This window comes from Actinotalea lenta, from assembly GCF_030586465.1.
GTDB lineage: Bacteria > Actinomycetota > Actinomycetes > Actinomycetales > Cellulomonadaceae > Actinotalea > Actinotalea lenta.
In genome coordinates, this window is sequence record NZ_JAUQYP010000001.1 from 163,524 (window position 1) to 175,041 (window position 11,518).

The following is an 11,518-nucleotide window of genomic DNA, read 5'->3' on the forward strand; positions in this document are numbered from 1 at the left end:
GCGGACACAGGTCAGCGCAAAGCGCTAGCATACTCAGTTCCGCCAGGATGTCCAGCCCGCCACGCTGTAGGTGCGCTACGATGCGCGCCCGCGCGCGGCCTCCTCGCCGCAGGGGGCCCCTCGACCGGCGAGGCCCGCACCCCGGGGGCGGGGTGCGGGCCTCGTGTCCCGGCCGGCTCAGCGGCCGGCCGGGGCGGTGATCACTTGACGGTGACCGTGGCGCCGGCGCCCTCGAGGGCGGCCTTGGCCTTGTCCGCGGCCTCCTTGTTGACGGCCTCCAGGACCGGCTTCGGGGCCCCGTCGACGAGGTCCTTCGCCTCCTTCAGGCCCAGGCTGGTCAGCGCACGGACCTCCTTGATGACCTGGATCTTCTTGTCGCCGGCGGCCTCGAGGATGACGTCGAACTCCGACTTCTCCTCCTCCTCCTCGACAGCGGCGGCGCCGCCGGCGGCGGCCGGGGCGGCGGCGGCGACCGGAGCGGCCGCGGTGACCTCGAAGGTCTCCTCGAAGGCCTTCACGAACTCGTTGAGCTCGATGAGGGTGAGCTCCTTGAACGCGTCGATGAGCTCGGCGGTGGTGAGCTTCGCCATGGTGGCGTGTCCTTCCGTTGTGCCCTGCTCGCGCGAGCAGGTGGGTGGGGTGGGATGGAGGGGCGGCTCAGGCCGCCGACTCCTCGGTGGCCCGCTTCTCGCGCAGGGCATCGATGGTGCGCACGGCCTGGGAGGTCGGCGCGGTGAACAGGTAGGCGGCCTGGTACAGCTTGGCCTTCATGGCGCCGGCCGCCTTGGCCAGCAGGACCTCGCGGGACTCGAGGTCCGCGAGCGTGGTGATCTCGTCCGCGGTCATCGGGCGGCCGTCCATGACGCCCCCCTTGACCACGAGCTGAGGGTGGGCCTTGGCGAAGTCACGCAGCCCCTTCGCGACGGCGACCGCGTCACCGTCGACGAACGCGATCGCTGACGGCCCCTTGAGCTGGACGTCGAGACCCTCGACGCCCGCCTCACGGGCCGCGATCGCGGACAGCGTGTTCTTCACCACGGCGTAGGTGGCGTTCCCGCGCAGCGCCGTGCGCAGCTCCTTGAGCTGGGACACGGTGAGCCCGCGGTACTCGGTCAGCACGACCGCGCTGGACTCGCGGAACCTGTCCGCGAGCTCGGCGACGGCGGCCGCCTTGTCCGGCCTCGCCATGGCACTCCTTCCGATGAGTGGAGCCGCAGGCGAGGCCTCGCATGAGAAGAGCCCCGTGCGCAGGCACGGGGCTCGCATCATCCGGGAGCACATGGCTCCGGACCGGAGTCTCTCACCTGCGCGGGCCTCCGCTCGGAGCGGGACTTCGGTCTGCCGCCACGGGGACGGCCGACGACCTGCGGTCTTGGGCAGCGGTCAGGGTACGCGACCGTGCGGGCCCGCGACAACTCGCGGACCGCCGCCGGGCCCGCCAGCGCGACGCAGGCGGATCGTCGGTACACGTCACACGGGGGTCTCGGCTGACTCTAGGAGGGATGAAGGCCGCGTAGCGCCGCGGAAGACGACCACCGGGAGCCCCGTCATGACCGCCCTGTCGCACCACCGCCCTGGCCCCACCGAGGAACGCCCCGGCGAGACGCCGGACACGGTGAGGGCCGGGCCGGTGGACCTGCGCGCCTGGCTCGGGGGGACGGGGCGCCCACAGCTCGACGTCCCGCTGGCCCCGACGCCGCCACGCCTCGCCGGGGCTCGTACCCCGCGGGTGGCGCTCGTCGGTGGTGGGGTGGACCGGCAGCACCCGGACCTGGCCGGCGCGCACGTGGTGGTGTGGCCGGGCGGCCGCGGGCTCGCGCCGGACGTCACCGCGACGGCGTACGCGTCACTCCTGGTCGGCCAGGGTGTGGCGCACGCGCGTGGCCTGGTGCCCGACGCCGTGCTGCTGGTCGCAGCGGTGGAGCACCCGGACGAGCCGAGCACGGACGCGGCGACCGCCCGGGCCGTCCGATGGTGCGTCGGTGCGGGCGCCGAGGTGATCGTCCTGCCCTATGGGCGCAGGCGACTGGGCCGCCGCCTGACAGTCACGCTGCACGCGGCGATGGCGCACGGCACGCGGGTGTTTGCAGCGGCGGGCGACCTGGGCCCCGACATCCTGACGTTCCCCGGCTCCGTCACGGGCGTGGTCGCGGTGACCGCCCACGACGGTTCCCGGCTGCTCGCGGGGTGCTCCGCGTGCGCCGACATCGCCGCCCCCGGGGCCGACGTCCCGGCGGCCGGGCCCCGCTCCCGGACGAGGCTGCGTGGGTCGGGGGCGGCGACCGTGCTCGCCGCCGGGGCCCACCTCACGGCCGTCGCGGCCGAGCCCGACACCGCGCCCCTCCTGCTGCGTTGAGCTCGTCAGCGCCGATCCGGCGCACTCAGGGGCGCGTCGCGAAGCAGGCGAGAGGTACGGGGTCACCGGGGTCCACCGCCGCGAGCGCCTGCGACGCTGTCGCCCCGGTCCGCAGCGCCCGGTGGACGGTCGGCATGAGGTGCGCCGCGACGTCGTCCCGCAGCGGGGCCAACGCGGCAACCACGGCGTCGGCGCCGAGCCGCAGCAGGACGCTCGCCAGCCCGAGCACCTCGCCGCCAGGTCGCACCGTGGCTCGGCCCACCTCGCACGCGGACAGCACGACGACGGACCCGCACAGGTCGATCCCTTCGAGCTCGTGGGCGAACAGCGGTCCATCGACCAGCCGGAGCCAGGAGAACAGCGGGTTGTCGGGCTCGTGGCGGCCGTGGGCCGCCAGGTGCACGACACCGGCTCCGGCCAGCCCCGCCGCGGTCGCGCGCGCAGTGGCAGCGGTCCCGGTCAGGGCCTCGGTCCCCCAGATCCGGGCCACCGCCTCGACCTCCTGCGCCGCGTCCACCAGCCCCGGGCCTGCGACGACGAACGCTCCCGCGTGCCGCCGGGGCGGTGCCCCCACCCCGAGTCTGGTGCCCACGCTGGTGGGCAGCCCGCGACGCGACGGCAGCAGTCCCCACGGTAGGGTCACGAGCTCGCCGCCCACCGCGAGGTGCATGGGGCCGTCCACACCGAGCGGAGCCAGCAGGGTCGCGTCCGCCCAGGCGAGCCCGCGGTCCAGAGAGCCGCGGACCACCTGGCGCATCGGTACCGGCAGGTGGGCCGCCGAGAGCGCGTGCAGGTCCGCGCCGATCCGACGCGCGACGCGGCTCACCTCGTCGGCCTCAGCGAGATGGTGCAGGCGCGCACCGCTGGCGTCGACCACCACCGCGTGCACGGCACCGTCGAGCGTCACCACGTCCACCACAGCGCCCTCGGTGCCCGCACGCCCGGCGATCAGTGCCTCCGCGGTCGGCGCCTCGGGCGGACCGAGCTCGCCGTCCAGGTGCCACGACCGCTGGCGGGCGGCCGCGCGCAGGCGGACGATCTCGCGCTGCGTTGCGCGCTCGGCCGCGGCATCCGGCGGCAGGGCTCGTTCGCGCTCGACGGCGAACCGCAGCTCGGCGAGCAGGTCGGCGAGCACGGGATCCGCCGGGGGACGAACCCTCGCAGGGCCGGCGAAGGTCGCCCGCCCGCGCTCCGTCGCCTCGAGCACCGCGCGCGGGTCCTGGGCACGCAGCGCGGCCCTGAGCTCGACCGCGGCCAGGCGCTCACCGATCACCGCTGCTGCGGTCACCGCCTCGACCGAGCCGAACTGGCGTCGGTGCTCGGCGAGCAAGGCCTGCCCTGCCGCGACCTGTCGGCGGCCGGCCGCGGCGAGGCCCGAGTCGAAGTCGAGCTGGGCGGCGACCGCGCGCCATCCGAGCGCCAGGGTGAGGGGCTCGCGGCCGGTCAGGCGGCCGGCGGCCGCCAGAGCGTCACGCGCCTCGCGAGACCGACCCGCCGATGCCAGGGCGGCCGCCCGTACGAGCCGGGCCTGGCGGGCACTCGTGCGATCACCACCGGCCCGCTCGGTCCGGTCCGCGAGGTCAGCCGCGCGGCGCGCGAGGCGAAGGCGCACCCCGGGGCCGGCCCCGTCCCGCAGGGCGAGCTCGAGCCCGGCTCGCAGCTCCGCGAGCTCGGCCCGCGCCAGCCATGGCAGGTTCCCGCGCCGCGCCAGCCGCCGCCGGGCCTGCTGGGCCCAGCGGCGGCCCTCGTCCGGACGGCGCAGCAGCACCGCGCACGCCGAGCGCGAGATCTCCACCTGGGCCAGGTCCAGCGCCAGTCGCTGGTCGGCGAAGATGCGCCCCGCGCGCGCGAGCGTCTCGTCCGCCTCCGTCACGAGGCCGGCCTCGAGCAGCACCTGGGCGCGGTCCAGCAACGGGATGGCTTCCGACCCGCCCTCGCTGTCCTCGGCAGCGGCCGCCATCGTGGCCAGCGCGCGCGGAAGGTCCCCGGCCAGGAACTGCGCGTAACCCAGGTTGTGCCGCGCCTTGAACGCGAGGCGACCGTCACCGATGGTCTCGGCGCGCTCCGCGCACTGCACGAGGTCCGCCTGTGCCCGGCCGATCTCGCCCCGCTCGAGGAGGAGGGTGCTGCGGTTGAGGAGGATGCAGCACGCATCCACCGGATCGGCCAGGTCCAGCCGGGCCACCGCGGCGTCATGGTCGGCCAGAGACCTCCCTGCGTCCCCCGCACGCAGCCAGAGCAGGCCGCGCTGGCCGAGCACCGCCACCGCCGTGCCCGCGTCACGTGCGTCGGCGGCGTCACGTTCTGCCTCGTCGAGCATGGCCAGGGCCTCGTGGATGTCGGCACGCAGCTCGAAGTCGCTCATCACGAGCCCGAGGAGCGCCCGGGCCCGCACCCGTCGCGCCTGAGTCGACCGCTCACCCGCAGTCGGGCCCCCGTCGCCCAGCGCCTCGAGGCGGCGCAGCGCCGCACGGAACCGCGCCGACGCAGCCGCCGGACGCCCGTCGGCGTTCGCGGCGAGACCGGCGGCGAGTGCTCGCTGCGCCTCGGCCAGCGGGTCAGGTCCGGCGGCCATCAGTGCGGGGTGAGCCCCGTGGTCTCGGTGATCGCCCGCCATGCTGCCGCGCAGCGCCGCTCGGTCGACTCCCCCCAGGCCGCGGGCTCGGCCGGTGACTGCTCCTCGCGCTCGCGCAGCAACGCCTCGGCGAGGTCGCCGCCCAGCACCGGCGCGCTGAACGAGGTCCCGCTCCAGATCCCGAAACCGCCGGCGAACGAGTCCGGGTCGACGGTCCGCCGGATCTCACCGCGGTGGCCGCCCGCCAGGTCCCGGGTCGCGCTGAGCGCGCCGGTGAGCTCGACCGGCATGGTGCTCACCACATCGGCGCCAGGCCGGACGCACGTGACCCATGGACCGTCGTTGCTGAACAGCGCCGTGCTGCCGTCCGGGTTCTGGGCGCCCACCGCGAGCAGGGGCGGCACGGTCGGGTCGAGCGGCGCGGCCGGGGTCGGCGGGTGCCAGTGCGCCAGCCGCGGGGCGAAGGCTGCGGGGTGCATCGGCCGGGTTGTGCCGTCGTTGCCTGCCGAGGCGACGATCGCGACCCCGGCCCTGGCCAGACCGAGCAGCACCCTGCCGAGTGGACCGTCGAAGTCCACGTCCTCCGGCCGCTCGTGGTAGTACCCGAACGAGAGCACGAGCACGTCGATCGGCAGGTAGCCCTTGCGGCCGCTGACCCCGAGCAGGTGGTACGTGAGCAGCCGGCGCAGGCTGCGCATCAGGTCGTGCTCCTCGATGGCACCCGAGCCGCCGTACAGCGCCGCGGAGACGATCACCGCGTCGGGGCAGCGCTGGTGCACGAGCCCGCTGATGAACGTGCCGTGCCCGGTGGCGGCGTCCAGGGGTCCCGTGAGCGGGGCCACGGTCATCCCGCGTCCCTCGGTCGCGCCGGGCGTCCCCACCGGCACGCCGAGCACCTGCGGGTCGCGCACCACGACGGAGTCGGGGAACCACGGGTGCGTGCGGGTCCCGGTGTCCAGCAGCGCGACCACCGGCCGCGTCGTCCCGTCGGCGGACCGCAGGACGTCCGCACCGTCCGCGTGCCGCCGGTGAGGACGCGGACCGACCCAGGCTGTGGGCGTGCGCCCACCCGAGCCCGGCACGGCGTACTCGGTCAGACCCGCGTACGGCAGCGGCTGGGTGAACGGCAGCGGCTGGGTGAACGGCAGCGGCTGGGTGAACGGCAGCGGCTGGGTGAACGGCAGCGGCTGGGTGAACGGCAGCGGCTGGGTGAAGGGGTTCCCGCCGATCCCGACGGTGGCGGCCAGGACGTGGTCGAGGGCCGCGACCGCCGGCGCCCCCGTCTTGTCCACCAGGTCCTCCAGCAGCGGCCACGCGTCCACCGGGTGCCGGACCTCACCGGGCTCCGCGCTGATCCGCACGCCGAACCCGGCATGCTCCAGGACGAACGCGTAGGCGTCGTCCGGCAGGTCCGCCCGGCCGAGGACCTCGAGCTCGCGCACGTCCCTCGGATCGACGCTGACCACCCAGCCGCGCTCCCGGGCGAGCTCGGCGAGCGTGGCGAGCTCGCTGCCACGCAGCTCCGGCGTGCCGGCCAGGAGCACGGTGTCCTCGAAGTACGACGTCGTCATCGGCCGCGCCGAGTCCGCGCGGCGAACCGCGGTTGCCGGGTCGAGCATGCGGACCCGACCTGCGAGCGGATCGTGCGGGTCGGGCTCCGCCGACCCCGGGACCTTCGGTGCGACCATCGACGTCTCCTCCCCTGCGGGCCGCGACGGCTCGCTACAGCTCGATCACCGGCGTGCTGACGGCCGGCCCCGTGCCGTCGGACCGGCGCAGCACCAGGCTGGCCGGGCCCGTCGGCACGTCCTCCAGGACGAAGCACCCCTCGTCGTCCGACTCGGTCCGGATCTCGCCGTCCGGGCGGAACAGTGCGACGTCGCACCGCACAGCCGGTGCGATCCATCCGTCGACCCGGATCCCGCCCGCACCGGGCGACAGGGTGATCATGACCGTGCACGGGTCCGCCGTGAAGGTCACGGTCCGCGCCGTGACGGTCTCCTCGCCGCGCAGCGCCGGTTCGGGGGTCTGCAACCGGACCAGTTCGACCAGCTCCGACTCCAGCCCGTCGAGCGTGATCGCGAACAGTGCACGGTCCGCCAGACCGTCCGGCACGGGGTCCACCGTGCGCACGACCCGGCCCAGCCGCGCCAGCAGGGTCCGGTCGCGGGCGTCCATCGGCTCGTCCGGCGAGTACTCCGTCATGACCATTCCCATCTGTCGTCCTGGTCGAGCAGCGCCCGCAGCTTGGCCAGGCATCGTCCGCGCGTCACGCCGACGGCGGTCACCTTCATCCCGGTCACCTCCGCGATCGCGCGGTAGTCGGGCCGGTCGGCAGCCGCGACGCACCGCAGGATCTGCCGACACCGTTCTGGCAGCCTGGCGAACACCCGCCACAGGGTGCGGTCGCGCTCGGTCTCCAGCAGGTGTCGCTCCGGACCGACGCCGGCGTCGGGCACCTCGCCCGCCTCGTCGATGTCGTCCGGCAAGGGCCGCGCCCGCGCCGCGGCGGCTCGGGTGCCGCGCACCGCGGACCACGCTGCTCGACGGGCGCTGACCAGCAGCCAGGCCAGCGCGGCCTGCGGTTCGCGGATCGTCTCGGCGTGCCGGACGAACGAGACCCAGACGCCCTGGACCACGTCCTCGGCCTGCTCACGGGCCACGCCCTGCCCCCGCACCACGTGCCAGAGCAGAGGGGTGGCATCTCGGACGAAGGCCTCGAAGGCTCCGGTTCGCCCCTCGCGGTACTCCACCAGCGCACGCGCGCCGCGCTCGCCGAGCGTCATTGCGTGCGCCTGATCTGTCACCGTCGGGTGCTCCATGGGGGCAAGCCGTCCTGTCGACCTCGGGGTGCGAGACTACGGGGAGCGTGACGCACGCCACAAGGCGCAGGGCGCACCGCTCCTACCCATGACGGAGGACGGGACCGAGCGCCGGTGACACCCACGCTGCGAGGTGACATGTGATCTCGGTCACGCACGCTCGCCTGACCCTCGACCGGACCAAGGAGAGCCTGTGCCCCATCCCCTGGACACCGCCGGAGCCGTGGAGCTCGCCGTCGTGGACCGCGACGGGCTGCCCGAGTCCCGCCACCTGGGTGCTGCCGCGCTGGTCGACGCCGACGGCCGGCTGATCGAGTCGCACGGAGACATGGCCGCCGCCGTCTACCCGAGATCGGCCCTCAAGCCATTCCAGGCTGAGGTCTCCCTGGCGGCCGGCGCACCGCTGGAGCCGGTGCAGCGCGTGCTCGCCTGCGCCAGCCACGCGGGCACAGACGAGCACGTCGCGGTGGTCTCGCACGTGCTGCGCGACGCCGGGCTGGACGAGGGTGCGCTGGGCTGCCCCGTAGCCGCCCCGCTCGACCCCACCACGGCCGCGCGGGTCGAGACGAGCCGGCTCCGTATGAACTGCTCCGGCAAGCACGCTGCGTTCCTCTCGGCCTGCGTCACCGCGGGCTGGGACACCGCGACCTACCTCGAACCGTCCCACCCGCTGCAGCGGGCCGTGCTCGCGAGCGTGCAGGACCGGTGCGGTGAGCACGTCGCGCACACCGGCACCGACGGGTGCGGGGCCCCGGCCCACGCGCTCACCCTGCCAGCCCTGGCGCGCGGCGCCTCCCGACTGCTCGGGCCGGGCAGCGCCCTGGCGGACGACGTCCGCGCGCACCCGTGGGCCCTGGACGGCCCGGGTCGGGCGAACACCCGAACGGTGGAGGCCACAGGGGCGGTGGCCAAGGTGGGCGCCGAGGGGTACCTGCTCGTGGTCGCCCCCGGCGGCGCCGCGGTCAGCCTCAAGGTGCTGGACGGTTCGCAGCGCGTGACGACGTTCGTCGCGCTGTCCCTGCTGGCGCGCGCCGGGGCGCTGGACCCCGACGTGGTGGCGCCGCTGCTCGCCGAGCTCACGCCCCCGCCCACGGGTGGCGGGCACGTCGTCGGCAGCTGGCGGCTGAGCGTGTAGCACAGCGGCCCGGCCCCCGAGGGGACCGGGCCGCAGTCACGTGCGGTGCGCCGGCTCGCGGCGTGGAGACTCGACCGTCAGGCCACGTCCTCCTCGACGAGCAGCCCGCGCGTCTTGTTCGGGTCGAGCGGGACGCTCGGGCCCATCGTCGTGGCGACGAACGCCTTGGTGATGTAGCGCCCCTTGGAGGCCGACGGCTTGAGCCGCAGCACCTCCTCCAGCGCCGCGGCGTAGTTCTCCACCAGCGCGGTGTCGGAGAAGGACACCTTGCCGATGATGAAGTGCAGGTTCGCGTGCTTGTCGACGCGGAACTCGATCTTGCCGCCCTTGATGTCGGACACGGCCTTGGCCACGTCCATCGTCACGGTGCCGGTCTTCGGGTTCGGCATCAGACCCCGCGGGCCGAGCACCTTGCCGAGCCGGCCGACCTTGCCCATCAGGTCCGGGGTGGCGACCGCTGCGTCGAAGTCGGTGTAGCCGTCCGCGACCTTGGCGATCAGGTCGTCCGCACCCACCTCGTCCGCGCCGGCGTCGATCGCCTGCTGGGCGCGGTCGCCCTGGGCGAAGACGATGACCCGCGCGGTCTTGCCGGTGCCGTGGGGCAGGTTGACGGTGCCACGGACCATCTGGTCGGCCTTGCGGGGGTCGACTCCGAGCCGGAAGGCGACCTCGACGGTCGCGTCGTACTTGGCGGTGGAGGTCTTCTGCGCCAGGCGGATCGCCTCGAGCGGCGGGTACAGCCGAGTCTTGTCGATCGTCGCCGCCGCGGCGCGGTAGGCCTTGCCGTGCTGTGCCATGGTCTCTCCTTCGAGTCGTGGTCGTCGGGCCGCACAGGGCCCTGCCACTGGGAGGACGGGCCGGTCGGCCCGCCCCGGGTCAGTCGTTGACCGTGATGCCCATCGAGCGGGCGGTACCGGCGATGATCTTGGCCGCGGCCTCGATGTCGTTGGCGTTCAGGTCAGCCATCTTGGTCTCGGCGATCTCGCGCACCTGGGCGCCCGTGATCGAGGCGACCTTGGTGGTGTGCGGGGTCGGAGAACCCTTGGGGACACCGGCGGCCTTCTTGATCAGCTCGGCGGCCGGCGGAGTCTTGAGGATGAAGGTGAAGGACCGGTCCTCGTAGACCGTGATCTCCACCGGCACGACGTTGCCACGCTGCGACTCCGTCGCGGCGTTGTACGCCTTGCAGAACTCCATGATGTTGACGCCGTGCTGACCCAGCGCAGGCCCGATGGGCGGCGCGGGGTTCGCGGCACCGGCGTTGATCTGGAGCTTGATCAGGCCGGCGACCTTCTTCTTCGGGGGCATGTGCCTTCCGTTCCACCTCGTGGGCCGACGCCGTGGGCGATGACCCGGTTGCAGTGCCGGCGAGCGGTTGCCCGCCGGCGGGTGCGTCGTCCGGTCAGATCTTGGCGACCTGGTTGAACGACAGCTCGACCGGGGTCTCCCGGCCGAAGATCGAGACGAGGACCTTGAGCTTCTGCGCCTCGGCGTTGATCTCCGAGATCGTCGCGGGCAGCGTGTCGAACGGGCCGTCCGTGACGGTGACCGACTCGCCGACGGAGAAATCCACCTGGATCGCCGGGGCGCCTGCCGCGGCCTTCGCGGGGGTCTTCTCCGGTGCGGGCGCGAGCGTCGGGGCGAGCATCGAGAACACCTCGTCCAGCATGAGCGGGACCGGCTGGTGGGTCTGCCCGACGAAGCCCGTGACCCCCGGGGTGTGCCGGACGGCGCCCCACGACTCGTCGGTCAGGTCCATGCGCACCAGCACGTAGCCGGGGATGCGGACCTTGCGCACCACCTTGCGCTGGGAGTTCTTGATCTCCACGACCTCCTCCATGGGGACCTCCACCTGGTAGATGAAGTCCTCCATGTTGAGGCTCTGGATCCGGTTCTCGAGGTTCGCCTTCACGCGGTTCTCGTAGCCGGCGTAGGAGTGGATGACGTACCAGTCGCCGGGCTGGCGACGCAGCTGCGCCTTGTACTCAGCGACCGGGTCGACGACCTCGTCCTCGACGTCCTCGGGAGCAGCGTCCCCGTCGGTGGTCTGCGCCTCGGCGTCCTCGCCCTCCGCGGGCTCGGCAGCCTGCTCGGCCGTCGCCTCGGCGTCGTCCGGCACGGCGAGCTCGTCCTGCGGCTCGGGAGACTCCTGGGACACGGTGCGAACCTGCTTTCTGTCGATGACGGTGGCGGGCAGGGCGGGCGTCAGCCGCCGAACACCCAGCCGACCAGCGTTCCCACGCCGAGGTCGACGAGCGTGACGAACGCCATGACGATGGCGACGAACACCAGCACGACGGCGGTGTAACGCAGGAGCTCGGCCCGGGTCGGCCGGACCACCTTCTTCAGCTCGGCGATGACCTGGCGGAAGAACAGGGCGATCCGCGCGAACAGCCCTCGGCGCGCGCCGTCCTTCGACGACGCCTTGCCGCTGGTGCGGGCCCGTTCGCTCACGTCACGTCCTCAGATCTCGTCGTTCTCCCCCGGCCCCGACGACCGCCCGAGCGGTTCGTGGTGCGGGACCTGCGATCACACGCAGGGCAGGAGGGACTCGAACCCACAACCGCCGGTTTTGGAGACCGGTGCGCTACCAATTGCGCCACTGCCCTATGGCTTCGACATCCGGCTGC

Annotated in this window: 12 protein-coding genes and 1 tRNA gene; 2 read left to right on the forward strand and 11 right to left on the reverse strand. The window is 73.9% G+C overall.

Features of this window, described 5'->3' with window-relative positions:
* Positions 1 to 200 precede the first annotated feature (200 nt).
* Both rplL and rplJ read right to left on the reverse strand, forming a co-directional pair.
* Complete coding sequence (gene rplL / locus Q6348_RS00805; protein WP_304599442.1) at positions 201 to 590, reverse strand: 50S ribosomal protein L7/L12; 390 nt, start codon at positions 588 to 590, stop codon at positions 201 to 203.
* A gap of 67 nt (positions 591 to 657) precedes the next feature.
* The gene (gene rplJ / locus Q6348_RS00810; protein WP_304599443.1) at positions 658 to 1,188 is read right to left on the reverse strand and encodes a 50S ribosomal protein L10; all 531 of its coding nucleotides are present in this window, start codon (positions 1,186 to 1,188) and stop codon (positions 658 to 660) included.
* A gap of 361 nt (positions 1,189 to 1,549) precedes the next feature.
* On the opposite strand from rplJ, the gene Q6348_RS00815 reads away from it, so the two are divergent.
* Positions 1,550 to 2,356: a S8/S53 family peptidase gene (locus Q6348_RS00815; protein WP_304599444.1), complete on the forward strand. Its 807-nt coding sequence runs from the start codon at positions 1,550 to 1,552 to the stop codon at positions 2,354 to 2,356.
* Positions 2,357 to 2,381: 25 nt separating this feature from the next.
* Here the strand turns inward: Q6348_RS00815 and Q6348_RS00820 are convergent, their stop codons facing one another.
* From Q6348_RS00820 to Q6348_RS00835, 4 genes are read right to left on the reverse strand one after another with little or no spacing between them, the layout of a single operon-like run.
* A complete protein-coding gene (locus tag Q6348_RS00820) occupies positions 2,382 to 4,931 on the reverse strand; it encodes a CHAT domain-containing protein (RefSeq protein ID WP_304599445.1) in 2,550 nt (849 codons plus the stop codon).
* On the reverse strand, positions 4,931 to 6,619 hold the full coding sequence (locus Q6348_RS00825) for a S8 family serine peptidase (RefSeq protein WP_304599446.1): 1,689 nt from the start codon (positions 6,617 to 6,619) through the stop codon (positions 4,931 to 4,933). Before Q6348_RS00825 ends, Q6348_RS00820 begins: the two co-directional genes overlap by 1 nt.
* Before the next feature lie 34 nt (positions 6,620 to 6,653).
* Positions 6,654 to 7,148 carry a hypothetical protein gene (locus Q6348_RS00830; protein ID WP_304599447.1) on the reverse strand — a complete coding sequence of 165 codons (495 nt, stop codon included), beginning with the start codon at positions 7,146 to 7,148 and terminating at the stop codon, positions 6,654 to 6,656.
* A complete protein-coding gene (locus Q6348_RS00835; RefSeq protein WP_304599448.1) occupies positions 7,133 to 7,738 on the reverse strand; it encodes an RNA polymerase sigma factor in 606 nt (201 codons plus the stop codon). The genes Q6348_RS00830 and Q6348_RS00835 overlap by 16 nt, the downstream gene beginning before the upstream one ends.
* A 208-nt stretch (positions 7,739 to 7,946) precedes the next feature.
* On the opposite strand from Q6348_RS00835, the gene Q6348_RS00840 reads away from it, so the two are divergent.
* Complete coding sequence (locus Q6348_RS00840; RefSeq protein WP_304599449.1) at positions 7,947 to 8,888, forward strand: asparaginase; 942 nt, start codon at positions 7,947 to 7,949, stop codon at positions 8,886 to 8,888.
* Positions 8,889 to 8,965: 77 nt separating this feature from the next.
* Here Q6348_RS00840 and rplA read toward each other — a convergent pair whose 3' ends face one another.
* From rplA to Q6348_RS00865, 5 genes are all read right to left on the reverse strand, one after another.
* The gene (gene rplA, locus Q6348_RS00845; RefSeq protein ID WP_304599450.1) at positions 8,966 to 9,685 is read right to left on the reverse strand and encodes a 50S ribosomal protein L1; all 720 of its coding nucleotides are present in this window, start codon (positions 9,683 to 9,685) and stop codon (positions 8,966 to 8,968) included.
* Between the two features lie 79 nt (positions 9,686 to 9,764).
* Entirely contained in the window at positions 9,765 to 10,196 is a 432-nt protein-coding gene (gene rplK, locus Q6348_RS00850) for a 50S ribosomal protein L11 (protein WP_304599451.1), read from the reverse strand.
* Between the two features lie 94 nt (positions 10,197 to 10,290).
* Positions 10,291 to 11,046 (reverse strand): transcription termination/antitermination protein NusG, encoded by a 756-nt coding sequence (gene nusG, locus Q6348_RS00855; RefSeq protein ID WP_304599452.1) that lies wholly within the window; start codon positions 11,044 to 11,046, stop codon positions 10,291 to 10,293.
* Between the two features lie 47 nt (positions 11,047 to 11,093).
* The gene (secE, locus tag Q6348_RS00860; protein ID WP_304599453.1) at positions 11,094 to 11,342 is read right to left on the reverse strand and encodes a preprotein translocase subunit SecE; all 249 of its coding nucleotides are present in this window, start codon (positions 11,340 to 11,342) and stop codon (positions 11,094 to 11,096) included.
* 82 nt (positions 11,343 to 11,424) lie between these two features.
* Positions 11,425 to 11,497: transfer RNA gene (locus Q6348_RS00865), tRNA-Trp, on the reverse strand.
* Positions 11,498 to 11,518: the final 21 nt, after the last annotated feature.

What these genes read in the sequence shown, in the direction of transcription:
- rplL (WP_304599442.1), bottom strand. Translation starts at nt 590, where the DNA reads ATGGCGAAGCTCACCACCGCCGAGCTCATCGACGCGTTCAAGGAGCTC.
- rplJ (WP_304599443.1), bottom strand. Translation starts at nt 1,188, where the DNA reads ATGGCGAGGCCGGACAAGGCGGCCGCCGTCGCCGAGCTCGCGGACAGG.
- Q6348_RS00815 (WP_304599444.1), top strand. Translation starts at nt 1,550, where the DNA reads ATGACCGCCCTGTCGCACCACCGCCCTGGCCCCACCGAGGAACGCCCC.
- Q6348_RS00820 (WP_304599445.1), bottom strand. Translation starts at nt 4,931, where the DNA reads ATGGCCGCCGGACCTGACCCGCTGGCCGAGGCGCAGCGAGCACTCGCC.
- Q6348_RS00825 (WP_304599446.1), bottom strand. Translation starts at nt 6,619, where the DNA reads ATGGTCGCACCGAAGGTCCCGGGGTCGGCGGAGCCCGACCCGCACGAT.
- Q6348_RS00830 (WP_304599447.1), bottom strand. Translation starts at nt 7,148, where the DNA reads ATGGGAATGGTCATGACGGAGTACTCGCCGGACGAGCCGATGGACGCC.
- rplA (WP_304599450.1), bottom strand. Translation starts at nt 9,685, where the DNA reads ATGGCACAGCACGGCAAGGCCTACCGCGCCGCGGCGGCGACGATCGAC.
- rplK (WP_304599451.1), bottom strand. Translation starts at nt 10,196, where the DNA reads ATGCCCCCGAAGAAGAAGGTCGCCGGCCTGATCAAGCTCCAGATCAAC.